16 protein-coding genes, 1 pseudogene and 1 CRISPR repeat array are annotated in these 21030 nt (G+C 70.9%); of the genes and pseudogenes, 5 read left to right on the top strand and 12 right to left on the bottom strand.

What is annotated here, in order from left to right:
- Positions 1-164: pseudogene (locus ACZ6SD_RS31785) on the top strand (IS30 family transposase); the annotation flags it as partial.
- Positions 165-173: 9 nt separating this feature from the next.
- Positions 174-445: a CRISPR direct-repeat array (repeat unit 28 nt; unit sequence GTCTTCCCCGCGCACGCGGGGCTGTTCC).
- 340 nt (positions 446-785) lie between these two features.
- Here the strand turns inward: ACZ6SD_RS31785 and ACZ6SD_RS31780 are convergent.
- The 7 genes from ACZ6SD_RS31780 to ACZ6SD_RS31750 all read right to left on the bottom strand — a co-directional run bounded on the left by ACZ6SD_RS31780 (position 786) and on the right by ACZ6SD_RS31750 (position 6285).
- Positions 786-1952, bottom strand: a complete 1167-nt coding sequence (locus ACZ6SD_RS31780; RefSeq protein WP_465320718.1) for a DUF1700 domain-containing protein — start codon at positions 1950-1952, stop codon at positions 786-788.
- Positions 1949-2278, bottom strand: coding sequence for a PadR family transcriptional regulator (locus ACZ6SD_RS31775; RefSeq protein WP_091449517.1), 330 nt, complete (start codon positions 2276-2278; stop codon positions 1949-1951). The genes ACZ6SD_RS31780 and ACZ6SD_RS31775 overlap by 4 nt, the downstream gene beginning before the upstream one ends.
- A gap of 709 nt (positions 2279-2987) precedes the next feature.
- Positions 2988-3854 (bottom strand): bifunctional DNA-formamidopyrimidine glycosylase/DNA-(apurinic or apyrimidinic site) lyase, encoded by an 867-nt coding sequence (gene mutM / locus ACZ6SD_RS31770; protein WP_465320717.1) that lies wholly within the window; start codon positions 3852-3854, stop codon positions 2988-2990.
- Positions 3855-3857: 3 nt separating this feature from the next.
- Positions 3858-4613, bottom strand: a complete 756-nt coding sequence (rnc, locus tag ACZ6SD_RS31765) for a ribonuclease III (RefSeq protein WP_091449515.1) — start codon at positions 4611-4613, stop codon at positions 3858-3860.
- 26 nt (positions 4614-4639) lie between these two features.
- Positions 4640-4822 carry a 50S ribosomal protein L32 gene (gene rpmF / locus ACZ6SD_RS31760; protein WP_091449514.1) on the bottom strand — a complete coding sequence of 61 codons (183 nt, stop codon included), beginning with the start codon at positions 4820-4822 and terminating at the stop codon, positions 4640-4642.
- Between the two features lie 63 nt (positions 4823-4885).
- The gene (locus ACZ6SD_RS31755) at positions 4886-5461 is read right to left on the bottom strand and encodes a YceD family protein (protein ID WP_465320716.1); all 576 of its coding nucleotides are present in this window, start codon (positions 5459-5461) and stop codon (positions 4886-4888) included.
- 98 nt (positions 5462-5559) lie between these two features.
- Entirely contained in the window at positions 5560-6285 is a 726-nt protein-coding gene (locus ACZ6SD_RS31750; protein WP_465320715.1) for a DivIVA domain-containing protein, read from the bottom strand.
- 160 nt (positions 6286-6445) lie between these two features.
- Here ACZ6SD_RS31750 and ACZ6SD_RS31745 point away from each other — a divergent pair, with 160 nt between their 5' ends.
- A complete protein-coding gene (locus tag ACZ6SD_RS31745; protein WP_465320714.1) occupies positions 6446-7642 on the top strand; it encodes an MFS transporter in 1197 nt (398 codons plus the stop codon).
- Here ACZ6SD_RS31745 and ACZ6SD_RS31740 read toward each other — a convergent pair.
- The gene (locus ACZ6SD_RS31740) at positions 7632-8054 is read right to left on the bottom strand and encodes a guanyl-specific ribonuclease (protein WP_465320713.1); all 423 of its coding nucleotides are present in this window, start codon (positions 8052-8054) and stop codon (positions 7632-7634) included. The two genes, ACZ6SD_RS31745 and ACZ6SD_RS31740, sit on opposite strands and share 11 nt — an antisense overlap.
- 71 nt (positions 8055-8125) lie before the next feature.
- Here ACZ6SD_RS31740 and ACZ6SD_RS31735 point away from each other — a divergent pair, with 71 nt between their 5' ends.
- The gene (locus ACZ6SD_RS31735) at positions 8126-8566 is read left to right on the top strand and encodes a GNAT family N-acetyltransferase (RefSeq protein WP_465320712.1); all 441 of its coding nucleotides are present in this window, start codon (positions 8126-8128) and stop codon (positions 8564-8566) included.
- Here ACZ6SD_RS31735 and coaD read toward each other — a convergent pair.
- Together coaD and rsmD are read right to left on the bottom strand one after the other, a co-directional pair.
- Positions 8563-9060 (bottom strand): pantetheine-phosphate adenylyltransferase, encoded by a 498-nt coding sequence (coaD, locus tag ACZ6SD_RS31730; protein WP_465320711.1) that lies wholly within the window; start codon positions 9058-9060, stop codon positions 8563-8565. The two genes, ACZ6SD_RS31735 and coaD, sit on opposite strands and share 4 nt — an antisense overlap.
- Positions 9061-9114: 54 nt before the next feature.
- On the bottom strand, positions 9115-9675 hold the full coding sequence (gene rsmD / locus ACZ6SD_RS31725; protein WP_465320710.1) for a 16S rRNA (guanine(966)-N(2))-methyltransferase RsmD: 561 nt from the start codon (positions 9673-9675) through the stop codon (positions 9115-9117).
- Positions 9676-9814: 139 nt separating this feature from the next.
- Here rsmD and ACZ6SD_RS31720 point away from each other — a divergent pair, with 139 nt between their 5' ends.
- Positions 9815-11941: a HelD family protein gene (locus ACZ6SD_RS31720; protein WP_465320709.1), complete on the top strand. Its 2127-nt coding sequence runs from the start codon at positions 9815-9817 to the stop codon at positions 11939-11941.
- Between the two features lie 591 nt (positions 11942-12532).
- On the opposite strand, the gene ACZ6SD_RS31715 is transcribed toward ACZ6SD_RS31720, so the two are convergent.
- Together ACZ6SD_RS31715 and ACZ6SD_RS31710 are read right to left on the bottom strand one after the other, a co-directional pair.
- Entirely contained in the window at positions 12533-14851 is a 2319-nt protein-coding gene (locus tag ACZ6SD_RS31715; RefSeq protein WP_465320708.1) for an ATP-binding protein, read from the bottom strand.
- A gap of 356 nt (positions 14852-15207) precedes the next feature.
- On the bottom strand, positions 15208-18582 hold the full coding sequence (locus ACZ6SD_RS31710; RefSeq protein WP_465320707.1) for a pyruvate carboxylase: 3375 nt from the start codon (positions 18580-18582) through the stop codon (positions 15208-15210).
- 698 nt (positions 18583-19280) lie between these two features.
- Here ACZ6SD_RS31710 and ACZ6SD_RS31705 point away from each other — a divergent pair.
- Positions 19281-20852, top strand: a complete 1572-nt coding sequence (locus tag ACZ6SD_RS31705; protein ID WP_465320706.1) for a hypothetical protein — start codon at positions 19281-19283, stop codon at positions 20850-20852.
- The last annotated feature ends 178 nt before the right edge of the window (positions 20853-21030 follow it).

Here is a 21030-nt window from a genome sequence, read left to right as displayed (position 1 = left end):
AGTACTTCCCGAAAGGCACCGATCTGTCGGTGCACTCCCAGGCCCATCTCGACGAGGTCGCCCGCGAACTCAACGGGCGCCCCCGCATGACCCTGGACTGGGCCACCCCCACCGAAAAACTCAACGAACTCCTGATCAACCACGGTGTCGCACCCACCACTTGAGACCAAGCCGTCTTCCCCGCGCACGCGGGGCTGTTCCCACGCTGGCGGCGTCGGCCGGGTTCACCCCGGGGTCTTCCCCGCGCACGCGGGGCTGTTCCGGCGGGGTGTCTGTGCGTCCTCATGGGGTGCACGTCTTCCCCGCGCACGCGGGGCTGTTCCCGAGGCACGTCAATGCCAGGGTGATGAGCGCCGGTCTTCCCCGCGCACGCGGGGCTGTTCCGTAGAGGCTGGCGAAATCGCCGACTTCCTGGTCGTCTTCCCCGCGCACGCGGGGGTGTTCCTACACCCAAGGCCCTCCCCGCGTGGGACTGCTCCTGGTTCATTACAGCGTCGCCGCGGCAGGCGCCTGGCTGCTTGTTGCTTCGCGGGCGATCAGAGGTGATGAGGATTCCGGACCGTAGGGAAGCGGGGGGGGGGGGCCCACCCCCCCCCCCCCCCCCCCCCCCCCCCCCCCCCCCCCTTTGGGTGGTTTTTTTCCCTCTCCGCGTGGGGGTGGGGGGGGGGGGGGTGGGGAGGGGGTCCTGGGGGGGGTGGGGGGGGGGGGGGGGGGGGGGGTGGGGGGGGGGGGGGGGGGGCAACCCCCCCCCCCCCCCCCCCCCCCGCTTCCCTCCCGCCCCCGGTCTACTTGGTGGTGGTCGTTGTCACCGGTGCGGTGGTGGTGGCGGGCGGGGTCGGGTTGGTGGGCGCAGCCTCGCCGGTGGTTGTCGTGGTGGGCGCCGTCGTGGTCACGCTGCCCGAGATGGGGGGCAAGGGCATGAACGGCAGGTCAGCGCGCTCCCTGCACACACCCGCCTGGTAGTCGACCCTGGGCAGGGGGAACCGGTTCCGGTGTTCGGCGCTCTCGTCGTAGGTGTCGCAACGGGGGCCGTAGACGTTGAGGGGCCTGCCCTCGTCGTCGTAGAGGTAGAACTCGGGGATCACCTTGCCCTCGGCGTCCACGGCGTAGACGTTGGCGAGGTGGGAACCGTCGTAGCTCAGGCCGGACTGGCTGTAGCCGGTCGGGTAGTACGCGTTGCCGCGGTCCGTTCCGGACACCGCGGCCGCGGCCAGGGCAACCGCGAGGCCGATCACGAAAGCGTTGGCGGGCACCATGACCAGCAGCAGCCTGCGGTCCGTGCGCACCCTGGCCCCGCCCCACACCAGCAGCGCGACCAGCGCGAGAATGATCACCAGGCCACTCGACCGCGACTCCAGCGCGGCGAGGAAACCCAGCGCCAGCAGCACGATCCGGATCAGCCACCAGGCCGGTTGCAGAGTCGCCAGATAGGCCACCGGCTTCTCCGGAAGCGTCGCCAGCGCCGACTTGCCGAGCCTGCGGGCAAACCCGTACTCCGGCAGCGTCTCGATGTCCGACCGGCGCACGCTGCCGCCGAACACCAGCCACAGCCCGGGAATCAGGAGAATCCCGAACATCACCAGCGCCGCGAACCGCTCACCGGAATAACCTTCCATTGTGGACAGCCCGGTCACCGCGGCGACGACCACCGTCAACCCGGTCATCCACAAGACATACCGCCCCCGCCACGTGCGCCGCCGGTCCCCGGATGTGACACCGGTAGGCGGCGGATACCCGCCCGCGGCGCGCAGTTCGGCCGCGTACGCCTCCGGCGTGCCCAGCCTGCGCGTGACCTCCTCAGCCGAGTCCGCCTCACCGAAGACCTCGGTGACATGCGGCTCCACGTCCTCCATCACCTCGGCCAACTCATCGGACGGCAAATCCGCCAACGCGGCCCGCACCCGGTTGAGGTAGTCCGCCAACTCCGGGCGCGTGTCGATGTCCCCGCTCACGCCGCCGCCCCTTTCCGCAAAATCCCGTCCAACGTCTCAGCGAAGGCCCGCCAAGCCTTCTCCGACTCGACCAACCGCTCCCGGCCCGCGTCGTTCATCCCGTAGTACTTCCGATGCGGCCCTTCATCACTGGGCACGACGTACGAGGTGAGATACCCCGCCCGGTACAAGCGCCGCAGCGTCCCATACACCGAGGCGTCGCCGACCTCGTCCATTCCCCCGTGCCGCAGTCTCCTGAGCACGTCGTAGCCGTAGCCGTCCTCGTCCTTGAGCACGGCGAGCACGGCCAAGTCCAGCACTCCCTTGAGCAACTGACTCGTGTCCACGCACCCTCCCCGGTATCGCGCTACGGACACTATTGCGCATTGCGCACTACCGCGCAAGGTGGGGTTCCTGTGGGGCTCGCTTGGTGGGTTTGCTCGATGGGGTGGAGTGGTTTCTTTGGGGCCCCTACGAAGGAAGATCCCGTCGTGGGAAAGACGGGTGGGGAGCCTTCGGCCCCACGACCACGGCAAGTTTAGGGATCTTCCTTCACCCCCAAAGAAACCACTCCACCCCATCGAGCACCGGGCGGGCACTGGTTCGGCCTGGCAGGAGGGCGGGTTTGCTCCTTGCCCCGCCCCTCTGGCACCCGGCAGAGCCGGGCTCGGCTAGTAGGCCCGTGTGCTCGTTCGCTCACCCGGTGCCTGGCAGGGCCAGGCTTGGCTAGCCGGGGGTGTTGCTCCACCCCGTCTAGCACCCGACAGGCCCGGGCGCGGGTGGGTGCGCGTGCCGTTCCACCCCATCACCCGCTGGGCGACCCGAAGTGCCAGGCCAAGTGGCCCGGGGCAAACCGAGGCACCGCCTTGGTTCCCCACGCCCGCCAAGTGCTGGATCGGGTGGAGTGGTTTCTTCGGGGGAGAAGGAAGATCGCTAAGCTGGCTGCGCGTGTGAGGCCGAAGGCATCCCACCCGTCTTTCACACGGCGATCTTCCTTCATAGGGGCCCCGAAGAAACCACTCCACCCGATCCAGCCCCACCCGAACCAGCCCAACATCAGACGGAGAAGCCAGGTGGATGCGGCTGGCAACGAGGACAAGAGAACGACGACCGGTTCATAAACGGCTCCCGCCGGATCGGGCGAGCGCAGCGGGGGCAAGGCTTGCCCTCCTGGCCGTAAGCCGCCAGAGACCGGTCAAAGTAGCCGGACTGGCCGTTGATGTTCACATACAACGCATCGAACGAGGTGCCGCCGACCTCCAGCGCCTCGTTCATCACATCGGTGGCCGCAGACAGCAACTCCCGGGCTTTCGCCACTGGCAGTTTGTCCGTGGGGCGGGCCCAGTGCAGGCGGGTGCGCCACAGAGCCTCGTCGGCGTAGATGTTGCCGATTCCCGACACGAGGGTCTGGTCCAGGAGGGCGCGTTTGACCTCAGTGCGCTTGCGGCGGATAGCGCGCACGGCAGCGTCGAGATCGAAAGCCGGGTCCATGGGGTCGCGGGCGATGTGGGCTACGGGCTCCGGGAGGGGAACGCCGTCGATCTCGACCATTTCCTCTACCGACAGGCCGCCGAAGGTGCGTTGGTCCACGAAGCGGAGTTCGGGGCCGTCGTCGGCGAAGGTGACGCGGACCCGTAGGTGCTTCTCGTCGGGGGCGCTGGGAGGCTGGACTAGCATCTGGCCGCTCATGCCCAGGTGGGCCAAGACGGCCTCGCCAGACCCTAGGTCGACCCAGAGGTACTTGCCCCGGCGGCGGGCCGCCACCATCTCGCGGCCGACCAGGCGGCCAGCGAAGTCCAAGGCACCGGGGAGGTGGCGGCGGATGGAGCGGGGGTGGAAGACCTCCACCTGGGAAATCTTCCGCCCCGCGACATGATCTTGCAGGCCGCGCCGGACGACCTCGACTTCGGGGAGTTCCGGCACGGGTCAGGAGTTGTCGGCAGCCGCGTCCGCAGACTCGGCGTTGATCTTCTCCGACAGCTCGCGCCAGGCCGCCTCAGCCGCCTTCTGCTCGGCTTCCTTCTTCGTGCGGCCGTCGCCGTTGCCGTAGCCTTGGCCGTTCACCACGACGATGGCGGTAAACTCCTTGCGGTGGTCCGGGCCCTCTTCCCGCACCCGGTACTCGGGCACGCCGAGGCCAGCCGACGCGGTCAGCTCCTGGAGGCTGGTCTTCCAGTCCAAGCCTGCCCCGCGCAACGGCGCCTCGGCCAGCAGCGGGTCGAAGTGCCGGTGGACGACGTCGCGGGCGGTGTCGATGCCGTGCTGGAGGTAGACCGCGCCGATCACGGCCTCCATGCCGTCGGCCAGGATGCTGGCCTTGTCCCGGCCGCCGGTCAGCTCCTCGCCCTTGCCCAGCAGCAGGTGAGCGCCGAGGCCGCCGTCGCCGAGACCTCGGGCGACGCCCGCGAGGGCGTGCATGTTGACCACGCTGGCGCGCAGCTTCGCGAGTTGGCCCTCCGGCAGGTCCGGGTGCGTGCGGTACAGGTGGTCGGTGACCACGAGTCCGAGCACCGCGTCGCCGAGGAACTCCAGCCGCTCGTTGGGCGGCAGACCACCGTTCTCGTAGGCGTACGAGCGGTGAGTCAGCGCGAGCACGAGCAACTCGGCGTCCAAGCGGACGCCGAGCGCGTCGAGCAGCGTTTCCGGGTCCGAGGTGGGGCCTCGGGACGCCTTACCCCCCATGCCGTGGTTCTACTTCCGCCGTTGGGTCACGCGGGCTGCGTGACCTGGCGACCGTCGTACTGGCCACAGGTGGGGCAGGCGATGTGCTGCGGCTTGGGCGCGCGGCAGGCCTTGTTCGAGCAGCTCACCAGGTGCACGGCAGTGGTCTTCCACTGCGAGCGGCGCGAGCGGGTGTTAGAACGCGACATCTTCCGCTTGGGGACGGCCACGACTGAATCTCCTCTGACGAGCTGTTGAGCAGGATCGGATGGTGACAAGAAAGCTGCGCTGTCTCAACCATCATCCTGTTGGAACCGCTCTTGCAGCGCGGCCCACCGAGGATCAATGGTCTCATGCCTATGTTTCGGGCCGAGATCGGCCCACTTGCCGCCGCACTCCGAGCACAGTCCGGCGCAGTCCTCCGCGCACAGCGGCACATGCGGCAGGGCCAGCACCACCGCGTCGCGGACGACCGGTTCCAGGTCGATGAGGTCGTCGACCAGCCTGCTGACCTCGTCCTCGTCGGTGGTCTCGTCGGTCGCGCTGTCCGGGTAGGCGAACAGCTCGGTGATCTGGACTTCGATCTGGTCGGTGACCGGGTCGAGGCAGCGCGAGCACTCCCCGGCCAGCGGCCCCGACGCCGTGCCCGAGACCAGCACGCCCTCGACCACCGACTCCAGCAGGACGTCGAGGTCCACCTCCGCGCCGACGGGCACGGCGATGACGCCCTCCAGCCCGAGGGCGTAGTTCGCCGCCGCCGTGCGGCGCACGTGCCTGCTCGACCCGGGCCGCCTGCCGAGCTCCCGGGTGTCGATGACCCAGGGACTGGTGAGCACCGGGCGGTCCGTGCTCTTGCGCTTGGAGGACATGGTGGGTTCGGTCAGCAACCTTCACGCGGGGGTTCCAGCTCGACGCTTATGCGTGGCCAGCCATAACAGGGTACGCGATGGGCGGCCGGGACCGAAAATCAGCCGCCGTTGTAGTCGAAGGGCACCGCGCCAGCCGGGACGCCGCTCATCGGACCGCGCAGGTGGGTGCGGCCCTTGCCGACCGTGCGCAGCGTGTGCGCGAGCAGGTCCTCGAACTCGGCGAGCTTGCCGTCGACGTAGGCGTCGCACTCCGCGCGCTGCCGGGCGGCCTCGTCGGCGGTGGCGTCGAGGATGCGGGTGGACTCGGCGTGCGCTGCCTGCACGACCTCGGTCTGGGAGACCAGCCGGGCCTGCTCGAAGCGGCCCTCCTCGACGGCGCGCTCGTAGGACTCGCGGCCCGCCTGGATCATCCGGTCGGCCTCGGCCTGCGAGCGGCCGACGAGGCTGTCGTACTCGGCGCGGCCCGCCGCGACGAGCCGGTCGGCCTCGTGCTGGGCGTCGGCGACGAGCCGGTCGGCGTGCGCGGTGGCCTCGGCGACCATCCGCTCGGCATGCGCGCGGGCCTCGGCGAGGGTCTTCTCCGCGTCCAGGGTGGCCTTGCTCAGGGTCTGCTCGGCCTGGTGCTCGGCGGCGCCGACGATCTCGTCCTTGCGGTCGAGCACGTCCTGGGCGTCATCGATCTCGGCGGGCAGCGCGTCGCGGACCTCGTCGAGCAGTTCGAGGACGTCGCCCCTGGGCACGACGCAGCCCGAGGTCATCGGAACGCCCCGCGCCTCCTCCAGGATGGTCACCAGCTCATCGATGGCCTCGAAGACCTTGTACACAGCTCCTCCTCCGCCGGTCGCCGAGAACGGGCGCGACAGGCTCCCGGCCGATGATTCTGCCCGTTCACCTGGTCGTGGGGGTGGACCTGGGTGGGCGTGTCCGCTTGCGGTGTCCGGATATTCGCTACTCGCCGGGCGGGCGCGTCCCTAGGCTGCGCCGGTGAATCGGGGCGGGGCCGCGCTGCTGCGCGCGAACGGGCAGGCGCGGACGCTGGTGGCGGCGCGGATCGTGTCGACCGTGGGCGACTCGCTGACCCTGGTCGCGCTGATGCTGTTCGTCGCGGACACCACCGGCCAGGCCATGGCCATCGCGCTGCTGCTGCTCGTGGTGGACTTCGCGCCGTCGCTGTTCGGGCCGCTGACCGGGGTCGTCGGCGACCGGTTCGACCTGCGCCGGGTCATGCTCTGGTGCGAGGTGGCCCAGGGCGCGCTGGTGCTGCTGATCGCGCTGGCGCTGCCGCCGTTGCCGCTGCTGCTGGCGCTGGCCGGGCTCCGCGCGCTGGCCGCCCAGGTGTTCCTGCCCGCGTCCCGGGCGGCGGTGCCCTCGGTCGTGGGGCCGCGCGACCTGGAGAGCGCGAACGCGCTGCTGGGGTTCGGAACGAACGGGGCGGAGGCGCTCGGGCCGCTGGCCGCCGCGGCGCTGCTGCCGGTGCTCGGGCTGCGCGGTGTGCTGATCGCCGATGTCGCGACGTTCGCGGTCTCGGCGCTGCTCATCGGCAGGCTCAAGCCGATTCCGCCGTCTACCGGGGCGACGGAAAGCGGCGTGTTCACGCAGGCGAGAGTGGGTCTGGGCTACATCGCGCGGACCCCGGCGGTCCGGGTGATCGCGCTCGGGTTCTGCGGGGTGGTGCTGTGCAACGGCGTGGACGACGTGGCGCTGGTGCTGCTGGCCAAGGACACCCTCGCCGCCGGGGACTCGGCGGTCGGGCTGCTGCTCGCGGCGGTGGGCGTGGGCCTGCTCGCCGGATACGCGCTGCTGAGCCGGTTCGCCCAGCGGACCTCGATGGCCGTGCTGCTGGTCGGCGGGTTCCTGGTGAGCAGCGCGGGCAACCTGCTTACCGGGCTCGCGTGGGCGGTCGCAGCCGCGTTCACCGTGCAGGCGGTCCGCGGGCTGGGCATCGCAGCGATGGACGTCGGGGTCAACACCCTGCTCCAGCGGCTCGTCCCGGCCGAGTTGCTGGGGCGGGTGTTCGGCAACCTCTACGGGGCGGTCGGCGTCGCCGCCGCGCTGTCCTACCTCGGCGGCGGGCTGCTGCTGGACGCCACCGACGCCCCCACCACGTTCCTGGTCGCGGGCGGTGGCGGGGTCGTGGTGACCGTCCTGGTCGCCCTCGCGCTGCCCAGGATCAGAAAGTGATCAGGCGGAAGCTCTCGTAGTGGTCGGCGGTGTAGAAGTACTCGCCGCCCTCGCCGGTCACGATGCGGCGGGCGCCGCGGGTGCTCGAACCGGGGGTCTTCACGGTGTACTCGTGGTAGTACCCGGAGGGGCAGGCGGGCAGGATGCGCTCGCGGTTCTGGAAGACCGTGCCGTCCTGGGAATAGGGGAACGGCCCGTCGGTCTGGATGAGCCGGTAGGTGTCGGTCGCCTGCGACGGCAGGCTGGACAGGGCGACCCGGGTGTAGGACGAGGTGTCGCCGCAGGCGGGCTGGGCGATGGCCGCGGGCGCCGGGGTCGCGGCGGGGGCGGCGGTGGACAGGCCGACGAAGCCGAGCGCGGCGACGACCAGGACGAGCAGTCCCCGCAGACCCCGGAAGGTGATGTTGCTCATTTTCCGACCATATGGGCAACGCGTGATCATGCGTTGACACCGTCGTGAACCCGCTATGGCAGGCTGGCGACGTGCAGATCCGTGCCGCCCGCGCCGAGGACGTCCCCGCGATCGTGGCGATGCTCGCCGACGACCCGATCGGCGCCGCCCGCGAGACGCCCGGCGACCCGCGCTACGCCGAGGCGTTCGCCGAGATCGACGCCGACCCGAACCAGGTGCTCGTGGTCGCCGAGACCGACGGCGAAGTCGTGGGCACCCTCCAGCTCACCTTCACCGCGGGCCTGTCCCGGATCGGGGCGACCCGCGCCACGATCGAGGGCGTGCGGGTCCGGGCCGACCAGCGCGGCAGCGGCCTCGGGCAGCGGCTGTTCGAGTGGGCCATCGAGCGGGCGCGGGAGCGGGGCGCGGCGCTGGTGCAGCTCACCACCGAAGCCTCCCGCCGGGACGCGCACCGCTTCTACCAGCGGCTGGGCTTCGTGGCCAGCCACATCGGCATGAAGCTGCCGCTTTAGGACTCCGCGGCGCGGGCGTTCTCCGCCAGCCGCTGGACGAGTCGCTTGTGGACGTTCGGCGGGAGCAGGTGGGAGACCTCGCCGCCGTAGGTCGCGACCTCCTTGACCAGCGAGCTGGACAGGAAGCTGTTGAGCGGCTTGGTCGGCATGAACATCGTCTCCACGCCGGTCAGGCCCTGGTTCATCTGGGCCATCTGCAGCTCGTAGTCGAAGTCGCTCACCGCGCGCAAACCCTTGACGATGGCCTGGACGTCGTTGCGGGCGCAGTAGTCGACCAGCAGGCCGTGCCAGGAGTCCACCCGGACGTTGGGGACGTGCGCGATGGTCTCGGCCAGCAGGTCCATCCGCTCGTCCACGGTGAACAGGCCGCGCTTGCTCTTGTTGATCATGACCGCGACCACGACCTCGTCGAACAGCGCGGCGGCGCGCTCGATGATGTCGAGGTGGCCGTTGGTGGGCGGGTCGTACGAGCCTGGACACACTGCGCGCGTCATGAACCCGGACCGTAGCAGCCAGGCCGGGTGATCACGGGCGGACTGTCGCGGCCCTCACGCGGGCCCGTGCGTGGCCCAGTGCAACTGGGTCTCCCCGTACTTCCGGCTGCGCACGGGAGCCAGCGGCGCGGGCCAGTCCGGCGCGCCGGAGCGAGTGCCGCGCTCCACGACGACCGTCGCGCCGGGCGCGGTCCAGCCGTTGCCGACGAGCGCAGCGAGGACCGCGGTCAGCTCCGCGTCGCCGAGGGCGTAGGGCGGATCGGCGAAGACCACGTCGTAGGGCGCGTCCGGGGCGCCCGCGAGGACCTTGTCGACCTTGGCGGCCCGGATGTCGACCCCCGCCAGGCCCAGGGCGGCCGCGTTGCCGCGCAGGACGCCGACGGCGGCTCGGTCCGACTCGACCAGCGTGGCGAGGACAGCGCCCCGCGACAGCGCCTCGAACCCCAGCGCGCCCGAGCCAGCGTAGAGGTCGAGCACCCGCGCCCCGTCGAGGCCCGCCGCGGCCTCCAGCGCGCTGAACAACGCCTCCCGCACCCGGTCCGACGTGGGGCGGGTCCCCTTCGGGGGGACGGCGATCCGGCGGCCCCCGGCCGCGCCCGCCACGATCCTGGTCACCGGCTTATGGTGCCCGACCCCCCGGTGTGACCCCCGGACAGGGGTGAGGCAGAGCACATCCGCCACGCGGCCGATTCCCGCCTGACGCAAAGCGCGTAATCTCGCTTGTCCCGTCCGTGAACAACCGTGGGAGCGCTGCGTGTCGGAAACCTCTGTGAGAGAGGCCGAGATCGCGGTCGAGCAGAAGCACGTCGACATCGTGTACGCCCGAGTGGCGGAGATGCGGGACGAGGCCGAGGCGATGCGGACGCGGGGCGACCAGCTCGCCCACGGCGCGCGCGACGAGGCCGTCTTCGAGCAGGCCGCGATGCTGTTCGAGCGCGACGTCATGGTCCGCCACGCCAACCAGATCCTGCGCACGCTCGACGCCGAGCACGAGGGGCTGGTGTTCGGGCGGCTCGACACCACCGAGGGCGAGACGATGTACGTCGGGCGCCTCGGGGTGCGCGACACCGACTTCGACAACCTGGTCACCGACTGGCGCGCCCCCGCCGCCGCGCCGTTCTACCAGGCCACCGCCGAGATGCCGATGGAGGTCATCCGGCGCCGGGTCATCCGCTCCACCGGCCAGGCGGTCGTGGACATCGACGACGACCTGCTGATGCCCGAGGCCCGGCTGGACAGCATGCCGGTCGTCGGCGAGGGCGCGCTGATGGCCAGCCTGACCCGGGCGCGCGGCGAGAACATGCGCGACATCGTGGCCACCATCCAGCGCGAGCAGGACGAGGCGATCCGCGCCCCGTGGCGCGGGGTCACCGAGATCACCGGCGGCCCCGGCACCGGCAAGACCGCCGTGGCGCTGCACCGCGTCGCGTACCTGCTCTACCGCGACCGGCGGCGGATGGGCGGCTCCGGCGTGCTCGTCGTCGGCCCGTCCCCCGCGTTCACCTCCTACATCTCCCGGGTCCTGCCGTCGATGGGCGAGGACAGCGTGGAGCTGCGCTCGCTCAGCGACATCCTCGACGGGGTCAAGGCGACCCGCGTCGACCCGGCTCCGGTGGCCGCGGTCAAGGGGTCGCTGCGAATGCGGCGGGTCCTGAAGAAGGCCATCCGGGAAGCCCCCGCGGACGCCCCCACCGAGCTGCGCATCGTCTACAAGGGCGAAGTCCTCAAACTCGACGCGCGCGAGCTCGCCGCCGTGCGCAACGCCGTCCACAACGGCCGCAAACCGCCGAACCAGTCCCGCGTCGACGCGGCCGAGGCGCTGCTGGAGGCGCTGTGGCGCAAGGCGGACTCCTATGAGGACTTTCCCGTCAAACGGGCCGAGCTGATCACCGAACTCGGCGAGCGCATCGACTTCCACCGGTTCGTGGTCGTCTGGTGGCAGCTACTCACCCCCGCCGAGGTCCTGCACAGCCTCTCGGACCGCAGGCGCCTCGCCCGCGCGTCCGGCCGCGTCCTGACCCGCGCCGAAGTCGACCTGCTCGCCGACTCCTGGGCCGATCCGGCGGCGGGCCCGTCCGTCGCCGACGTCGCCCTGCTGGACGAGCTGCGCGTGCTGCTCGGCAAACCCCCGAAGCGCCGAACCCGCAAGGCCGACACGTCATCGGCGGAGCTGCGCACCTGGTCGGAACGCCAAACCGGCCCCGGCTACCACCGCCCCGACGACTACGACGAGTACTCGCACATCGTGGTGGACGAGGCCCAGGACCTGTCCCCCATGCAGTGGCGGATGGTTGGGCGGCGCGGAAAGTACGCGAGCTGGACCGTGGTCGGCGACCCCGTGCAGAGCTCCTGGCCGGACCCCGCGGAAGCCCGACAGGCCCAGACAGCGGCGTTCGGCGGCCCCCGCACCCAGCACCGCCGGTTCGCGCTGCGCACCAACTACCGGAACTCCGCGGAAATCTTCGACTTGGCCGGGCGCGTGGTGACCGACGTGGCCACCGCCGACCAGTTGCCGCACGCGGTCCGCAGCACGGGGATCGACCCTGTGGTGCGGGTCTGCGCGGAACCGGACCTGACCCCGGGCGCGTTGACGGCGGCGACCGAGCTACTGGGGCAGGTGGACGGCACGGTTGGCATCATCACCGCGACCAGCCGAGTGGGCGAAATGCGCGGCGCGGTCCTTGGCCTGTCCGAAGACCGCCTCCGGGTGGTGGACGGCTTGGAGTCCAAGGGCCTGGAGTACGACGCCGTGGTCCTGGTCGAACCCGGCGAACTAATCCGCGAATCGACCACCGGCCCGCGAACCCTTTACGTCGCCCTCACCCGAGCCACCCAGCGCCTGACAGTCCTGACCACCGACTCCCGGTGGCCCGACGCTTGATGGTCCTGAGCACCTAGGAGCGCCCGCCAGCGAGAAAGTGAATTCAAAACACCGTTTCCCTCCACAAACATGCAGGTCAACAAGTGTCGTCCCCGCGCACGCGGGGGTGTTCCCGGCCACAGCAACGAGCGGATCGCCCGCATGCTGTCGTCCCCGCGCACGCGGGGGTGTTCCCTGGTCCACGGTGCGCCCGATCGCCTGCCTGCGGTCGTCCCCGCGCACGCGGGGGTGCTCCCTTGCTCAGCGCCTCACGCAGCTCCGCCGCGTGGTCGTCCCCGCGCACGCGGGGGTGTTCCCCGCGCCCCGGTTGTCGGCGATCTCGCTTTCCCCCGCACGCGGGGGTGTTCCCGACCCGCACCCCGACCAGTGCGACCAGACCCAGTCTTCCCCGCTCATGCGGGTGCTCTAGCACCTGCACTGTCGGACTTGATCACCCTCGCGCGCGTCGGCAAACCCCACCCTCCCCGGGGGGCCGCCCCGCTCCAGTCTATCGGCTCTGGGCGGTGAGGGAAGGGCACCGCGAAAGCTGTGGATAGCTCGGGGCTATGTGGATGGACGGCTGCGGAAGTCGGCCAAAGCGTGTAATGCGGCTCAGGAAGGCGGGAAGGCCGCGGCCTTGGCGGCCCAGTGGCCCAGTTGGGCGCGGCGGCGTAGGCCCAACTTGGGCAGCAACCGGCGGACGTGGGTCTCCACCGTGCGGATGCCGATGTTCAGCTTTTCGGCGATCTCGCGGTTGCTCAACCCCTCCGCCGCCAGTTCGGCGACTTCGCGTTCGCGGGCGGTGAGGGGGTGCCAGGGGTCGGGGGTGGGGTCGGGGAAGTCCATGCCCAGGGCCAGGGCGTAGCCGTCGGTGACGGAGAGGGCGGCGCCTTTTTCGAAGGCCGTTCGGTAGGCCTCGGTGCCCAGGGCGCGCAGGCAGGTTCGCTCGGTGGCGACGTGTTGGTCGGCGAAGGGGCCGAGGTTGGCGATCTGGATGCCGGTGACCACGCGCAGGGTTCGGACGGCGCCGAGGACGTGGGCGGCTTCGGTGGTCTTGCCGCCCGCGGCCAGGGCCCAGGCGACGCCGTGGGCGCTCCAGGCGGAGCCCCAGTTGTCGGCCAGGTCGACCTGGTGGGCCAGGGACTCCCGGAACAGGGCCAGCGCCGCGGCCGGGGAGCCGTACCGCAGTTCGGTGAGGCCGCGCACCCACCTGGTCCACGTCAGCGCCCACAGCGCGCGGTGGGAGCGGGCTTCCTCGTCTATCTCGCGGCTCACCTGCTGCGCTTCGGCGGGGGTGCCGAAGAACGCCATGGCCATGCCCCAGAGCATCCCGGCCATGTGGCCGTCGCCGGTGTGGCCCGCCGCGATGAGCGCGCGGCGGGCCCTGGCGAGTTGGTGGACGGCGGCGGAGTCGCTGTGGATGATCATTCGGCGGCAGCCTTCGACCACGACGACCGCGGGGTGGTGGGGGTCGAGGGCGCGGCATTCAGCGATGACGGCGTCGGCGCGGGCGTGGTCGCCCATGCACACCGCGATCCAGCAGGCCCGGGCTAAGGCTTCCACCCGCAGTTCGCGGGGCGACCAGGGTGGTTGCGCGTCGAGGAGGCGGCGCAGCCAGTAGTAGCCCTCGCGGAAGGGGCCGCGGAAGAACCAGACGCGCAGCGCGCCCAGGCTGACCGCGATGCCCAGGCCCTGGATGGCGCGGTCGCCGCCCGCGTCGGCCGCGTGCCGCATGGCGGCGCGGACGTTGGGGAGTTCGGCCTGCACGCGGCGCAGCCAGTCCAGTTCCCGCTGCCCGGGGGCGAACCACTGGCGCACCGCGAGTTCGGTGAGCGAGTGGTAGTGGGCCAGGTGCCGTTCGCGGACGGCGTCGGTTTCGCCGCGTTCGGCCAGCCGCGCCGCGCCGTACTGGCGGGTGGTCTCCATCATCCGGTAGCGGGCGAGGTTGCCGTCGGCCCCGACGACCAGGATCGACTTCTGGATGAGGCCGTCGACCAGGTCGAGCACCTGCTCGCGGGCGATCGGGCCGCCCGCGCACACGGCTTCGGCCGCGTCGAGGTCGAAGCCCGCCTCGAACACCGAGCAGCGCTCCCAGACCAGCCGTTCGTTCTCGTCGCAGAGCTGGTGGCTCCAGTCGATGACCGCCGAGAGGGTGCGGTGGTGCGGGGCGAGGGCGCGGGTGTCGGCGGCCAGCACGGAGAAGGCGCGGTCGAGCCGGTCCACGAGCTGGGTCACGGTCAGCGTGCGCAGCCGGGCCGCGGCCAGGGTGATGGCCAGCGGCAGGCCGTCGAGCCTGCGGACCAGCCGCACGACGTCGTCCTGGTTGTCCGCGGTGACCTCGAAGGACGGGGTGGCCGCCGCCGCGCGGTCGAGCAGGAGCCGGACGGCGTCGTTGGCCAGCACGTCGTCCAGGGTGGTCCGCTCGTCGGGCGGCACGGGCAGCGGGTCGAGCCGGTGCAGCCGCTCCTCGGGGATGTGCAGCGGCGCGAGCCTGCTGGTGGCGACCACACGCAGCCGGGGCGCGGCGTCGAGCAGGACGGTCGCGAGGTCGGCGACGGCGGCGGCGACATGCTCGCAGTTGTCGAGCACCAGCAGCGCGGGCCGGTCGCGGAAGAAGTCGACCAGGGCGTCGAGGACCGGGCGGGCGGACTGGTCGCGCACGCCGATGGCGTCGGCGACGTGGGTGACCAGCAGGGCCGGTTCGCTGACGGCGGTGAGGTCGGCGAACCAGAGGCCGCCGGGGTTGTCCTCGGCGAGGTGGCGGCCCAGCCGCAGGGCGAGCTGCGTCTTGCCGACGCCGCCGGGGCCGTGGATGGTGAGCATCCGGGTTTCCCGCAGCCGGGCGGGAATCGAGCGCAGCTCGGCGGCCCGGCCGACGAACGCCGCGACCGGGACGGGCAGGTTGCCGAGTCTCTCCCCTCCTGGGACCACCCGGTCACCCTAAGGCGGTTTCCCCCGGGGCCGCCCGTCGCCCAGCCCACCCCCAGGTGGCACGTTCGCGGGCTGGGAGCGGACGGCCCCGCCCCCCAGGGTCGAGATTGTCCACTTCCGCCGAGGCCCCGTTCCACGATCAATACCCGCTCTAGGGCTCTGACCTGCTGTTTCTTTGCCGATCTTCGCCGAAAAGGCCAGTGGTGTACGTACTTTCGCGGAGATATCGGCGACAACCGACCGCCACCGCGCGCACTCGTCGCGTAGTCCATGTGGTTTAGGTCCCATTGATAGCCGAAGGGCCCGTTTCCGCAGCGGAAACGGGCCCTTCGGGTCGCTCAGGGGGCGGAGACGGCTCAGGCGAGCACGACCAGGAGGTCACCGCCCTCGACCTGCTGCACCGAGCCGATCGCCAGCCGGGACACCGTGCCCGCCTTGGGCGCGGTGATCGCGGCCTCCATCTTCATGGCCTCGATGGTGGCCACGGTCGCGCCCGCCTCGACCTGGTCGCCCTCGGCCACCGCGAGGGTGACCACGCCCGCGAACGGGGCGGCGACGTGGTTGTTGTTGGCGCGGTCGGCCTTCTCCGCGACCGGCAGCGCCGAGGCGACCGAGCGGTCGCGCACCTGGATCGGGCGGAGCTGGCCGTTGAGCGTGGCCATGACGGTGCGCATGCCGCGCTCGTCTGCCTCGCCGATGGCTTCCAGCTCGATGAGGAGCGTGACGCCCTTGTCCAGCGAGACCGCGTACTCCTTGCCCTGCTGGAGGCCGAAGAAGAAGTCCTTGCTGGCCAGCACGCTGGTGTCGCCGAACTGGTCGCGGTGGGCCTGGAACTCCCGGGTGGGGCCGGGGAACAGCAGCCGGTTGAGCGTCGCGCGGCGCGCGGTCGCCAGGCCCTTGCGGTCGTCCTCGGTCAGCTCCGCGACGCCCTTGGGGGCCGCCCGGCCCTTGAGCGCCTTGCTGCGGAAGGGCTCCGGCCAGCCGCCCGCCGGGTCGCCCAGCTCGCCGTGCAGGAAGCCGATCACCGAGTCGGGCACGTCGAAGCGGCCCGGCTCCGCCTCGAACTCCTTGGGGTCGACGCCCGCGCCGACCAGGTGCAGGGCGAGGTCGCCGACGACCTTGGACGACGGCGTGACCTTCACCAGCCGCCCGAGCATCCGGTCGGCCGCGGCGTACATGGTCTCGATCTCCTCGAACCGGTCGCCGAGGCCGAGGGCGACGGCCTGGGTGCGCAGGTTCGACAGCTGGCCGCCGGGGATCTCGTGGTGGTAGACCCGGCCTGTTGGCGACGGGAGGCCCGCCTCGAACGGCCGGTAGACCCGGCGCACGATCTCCCAGTACGGCTCCAGGTCCGACACCGCCTGCAACGACAGGCCGGTCTCGCGGTCGCTGTGGTCGGTGGCGGCCACGATCGCCGACAGCGACGGCTGCGACGTGGTGCCCGACATCGACGCGACGGCGCCGTCCACGGCGTCCACACCGGACTGGATGGCCGCCAGGTAGGTGGCGAGCTGGCCACCGGCGGTGTCGTGGGTGTGCAGGTGGACCGGGAGGTCGAACTCCCGGCGCAGCGCCGTGATCAGCTTCGCGGCGGCGGGCGGGCGCAGCAGGCCCGCCATGTCCTTCACCGCGAGCACGTGCGCGCCCGCGTTGACGATCTGCTCGGCCAGCCGCAGGTAGTAGTCGAGGGTGTAGAGCTTCTCGGCCGGGTCGGACAGGTCGGCGGTGTAGCAGAGGGCGACCTCGGCGATGGACTTCCCGGTCTCGCGCACGGCCTCGATCGCTGGCCGCATCTGCTCGACGTCGTTGAGCGCGTCGAAGATCCGGAAGATGTCGATGCCGGTGGCCGTGGCCTCCTTGACGAACGCGTCGGTCACCTCCGTCGGGTACGGGGTGTAGCCGACGGTGTTGCGGCCGCGCAGGAGCATCTGCAGGCAGATGTTCGGCACCGCCTCGCGCAGCGCGGCCAGCCGCTCCCACGGGTCCTCGGCGAGGAAGCGCAGCGCCACATCGTAGGTCGCGCCGCCCCAGCACTCCACCGAGAACAGCTCCGGGGTCGTCCGCGCGACGTGCGGGGCGACGGCGAGCAGGTCCTTGGTGCGCACCCGGGTGGCCAGCAGCGACTGGTGCGCGTCGCGGAAGGTGGTGTCGGTGACCCCGACCCGCTTGTTCTCGCGCATCCAGCGGGCGAAGCCCTCCGGGCCGAGTTCGTCCAGCTTCTGCTTGGTGCCCGCGGGCGGCTCGGCGGCCAGGTCGATCGGGGGCAGCTTCTCGCGCGGGTCGATCACCTTCGGCCGGTCGCCGTGCGGCTTGTTCACCGTCACGTCGGCGAGGTAGGTCAGCAGGCGGGTGCCTCGGTCGGCGGAGTGCCGCGCGGTCAGCAGGTGCGGGCGCTGCTCGATGAACGCCGTGGTGACCCGGCCCTCGACGAAGTCGGGGTCGACCAGGACGGCCTGGAGGAACGGGATGTTCGACGCGACGCCGCGGATGCGGAACTCGGCGACGGCCCGCCGGGCCCTGCGCACGGCGGCGGTGAAGTCGCGGCCCCGGCAGGTCAGCTTGACCAGCATGGAGTCGAAGTGCGCGCTGACCTCGGCGCCCGCGGCGGTGCCGCCGTCGAGCCGGATGCCGCTGCCGCCCGGGGAGCGGTAGGCGCTGATCATGCCGGTGTCGGGGCGGAACCCGTTGGCCGGGTCCTCGGTGGTGATGCGGCACTGGAGGGCGGCGCCGCGCAGGTAGATGTCGTCCTGGCTCAGGCCGAGGTCGGCCAGCGTCTCGCCGCCCGCGATGCGCAGCTGCGACTGCACGAGGTCGACGTCGGTGACCTCCTCAGTGACCGTGTGCTCGACCTGGATGCGCGGGTTCATCTCGATGAACACGTGGTTGCCCCGCGTGTCGAGCAGGAACTCGACGGTGCCCGCGTTGCGGTAGCCGATGTGCCGGGCGAACTTCACCGCGTCGGCGCAGATCCGGTCGCGCAGCTCCTCGGGGAGGTTGGGCGCGGGCGCGATCTCGATGACCTTCTGGTGGCGGCGCTGCAAAGAGCAGTCCCGCTCGTAGAGGTGGATCACGTTGCCCACGCCGTCGGCGAGGATCTGCACCTCGATGTGGCGCGGGTCCAGCACGGCCTGCTCTAGGAACACGGTGGCGTCGCCGAAGGCCGACTCGGCCTCGCGCATCGCCGCCTCCAGCGACTCGCGCAGCGCCTTGGGCTCCTCGACGCGGCGCATGCCGCGCCCGCCGCCGCCAGCGACGGCCTTGACGAAGATCGGGAAGCCGATGTCGTCGGCCGCGGCGAGCAGCGCGTCGACGTCGGTCGAGGGCTGCGACGAGCGCAGCACCGGCAGCCCGGCCTCCTGCGCCGCGGCGATGGCCCGCGCCTTGTTGCCGGTCAGCTCCAGGATCTCGGCCGTGGGGCCGACGAAGGTGATGCCCGCCTCGGCGCACGCCGTGGCGAGTTCCGGGTTCTCGGACAGGAAGCCGTACCCCGGGTAAACGGCGTCGGCGCCTGCCTTCTTGGCGGCCTTGACGATCTCCTCGACGGAGAGATAGGCGCGCACCGGGTGGCCGGGCTCACCGATCTCGTACGCCTCGTCGGCCTTCATCCGGTGCTGGGAGTTGCGGTCCTCATAGGGGAAGACGGCGACCGTGCCGAGGCCGAGTTCATACCCGGCCCGGAACGCCCGGATGGCGATCTCGCCTCGGTTGGCGACGAGCACCTTGCGGAACATGCCCGGTTACCTCCTGCTACCTCAGAGTCGGTTGCAGGAGGTTACCGTGAATGTCTCGCCAGTCGGGAGCATCGTCCCACGTGACGGACGCCATCCTGATCGATACTTCTCCTGGTCCGCTCGCTCGCGACGGGCGTTTTTCCTGCTATACGAACAAGTCCGCGCGTACTGTTTGCGCGCGCCTCGCCCGGTCTGCCGCACCCCACGATCTCACGCTCCGCGCACCCACACCACCGGCCGAACGGCTACCGGCCTCGGGCGGGGAACGCGCGGCGTGGTCGACCCGGCCGGATAACCGGAGACGAGTTCGTGTTTGGCGTTCGACCGCGACGCGTCCCGGAACGGTCATGATCGCGATCGTGACGAAGCGTGGCCGTTAACCGCAGTCGGTCACTTCGTTTTTCCGTCGCGTTCGACTGTCGGCTGTTATGTCGTTAGCGCCGTGCCCGATCGCGGGCACGGCGCGCCCGTCGCCCGCAGTCGGAACCGAGCATCACCACGCCCGTCGGCGAAGATCAAGACGTGTCCACAGAGGAGGTGGTCGTCGCGAGATTCCGCCAGCGAAGACGGATGCGCACGCCTGCATGTTGCAGCCCGGGAATGCCCACGACAGAGGGACACTAGGGGCAAACCTCAATACAGAGAATTAACCTATCCCCCTTGGTTCACTCCAGAGAGCGACATACTAAAGTGAGGCAATGCCCTCTGGTGACGCCGAGTCCACCGCTGACCGTCTTCCGCACTTCGACACCGTTCTCCGCGGGTACAACCCCCGCCAGGTGAATGAACGGGTCACCCGCCTCACCTACGACCTGCGCCACGCGACCAAGGGTCGCGACGAAGCAGCGTCGAAGGTCGCCGAGCTGACCAAGTCACTCGGCTCGCTCCAGCAGCAGCTGCTGGAGACGACCACCCGCCTCAACCGGATCAGCGCCAACCCCAACAGCACTGAGGGCATGACCGAGCGCGTCCGGTTGATGATGCAGCTCGCCGAAGAGGAGATCGCCGAGTTCAAGCGGCAGGCCGACGAGTACGGCAAGTCGACCCGCTCGGAGGCCGAGGCGTACTCGGCGGCGACCCGCAAGGACGCCGACAGCTACGCCGCGTCGACCAGCACCGCAGCCGACGACTACGCCGCGCAGACCCGGCTCAACGCCGAGGCGTACGCGGCGAAGACGGCGAGCCAGGCCGACGAGGCGGCCGCGGCCGTGCGCGCCGAGGCCAACGCCTACGCCAAGGACCTCAAGGCCAAGCACGACAAGATGATCCTCGACCTCGAAGAGCGGCGTAAGCAGCTTGAGGCCGACTACACGCGCAACCACGCCGAGCTGGACTCCGAGTACGAGTCCATGCGCGCCACCCTGGCCGCCGAGCACAAGAAGCTCATGGCCGACGCCCGCGCCGAGATCGAACGCCAGACCAAGGCGAACGAGGCGCGCATCGCCCAGCTCTACGACGACGCCGCCGCGCACCGCGACCAGCTCGACGCCGAGGCCCTGCGGGTCCGCGAGCAGCTCGACGCCGAGTCCGCCCGCAAGCGCGCCGACGCGGAAGACCAGGCCGACCGCGAACTGGCCGCCAAGCGCGCCGACGCGGAAGCCGCCCTGGCCAAGCGAACCGAAGAGGTCGAGACCGCGCTCACCGCCCGCACCCGGGAAGTCGAACGCACCCTGGCGGACAAGACCGCCGACGTCGAAGCCACCCTCGCCGCGCAAACCTCCGACACGGAGAAGGCCCTCGCCGCGGCCCGCGCCAAGGCCGACGCCGAGATCGCGGCGCAGCGGGAGACCGCCGAGAAGGCTGCCGCGAAGCTGGTCGCCGACGCCGAACGCCAGAAGGCCGAAACCGAACGCGCACTCGCCGCCCAGCGGACCAAGACCGAGACCGAACTCGCGGCGCAGCGGGAAACCGCGGAGAAGGCTGCCGCGAAGCTGGTCGCCGACGCCGAACGCCAGAAGGCCGAAACCGAACGCGCGCTTGCCGCCCAGCGGAGCAAGACGGAGAGCGAACTCGCGGCGCAGCGAGAAACCGCGGAGAAGCGCGCGGCGAAGCTGCTCACCGACGCTGAGGCCAAACTGGTTGACGCCACGGAGAAGCACGAGAAGGCCGACGCCTTCGAGCGCCGGGTCGCGGAGCAGGTCACGAACACCTTCGCGATCCTGGAAGAGGCGAAGAAGCACTTCGCAGAGACGATGGGCAAGGTCAAGACGGAGACCGCGGGCAAGGCTCAGTCCAACGGGACTCCGGCCAAGTCTGGTGCTGGTCGGTAGATCGCTTCGTTCCTTGGGTTCTTGGGGGCGTCTGGCTTCGGCTGGGCGCCCCCTTGGCGTTCGCGCGGTTTCCGTGGAGCGTAGGTTGGTGGGTCCGCTCGATGGGGTGGAGTGGTTTCTTTGGGGCCCCTACGAAGGAAGATCCCGTCGTGGGAAAGACGGGTGGGGAGCCTTCGGC

It is taken from the genome of Actinokineospora sp. NPDC051303 (genome assembly GCF_055586285.1).
The sequence above is the reverse complement of the archived record's forward strand: the minus strand, read 5'-3'. Positions and strand labels throughout refer to the sequence as shown.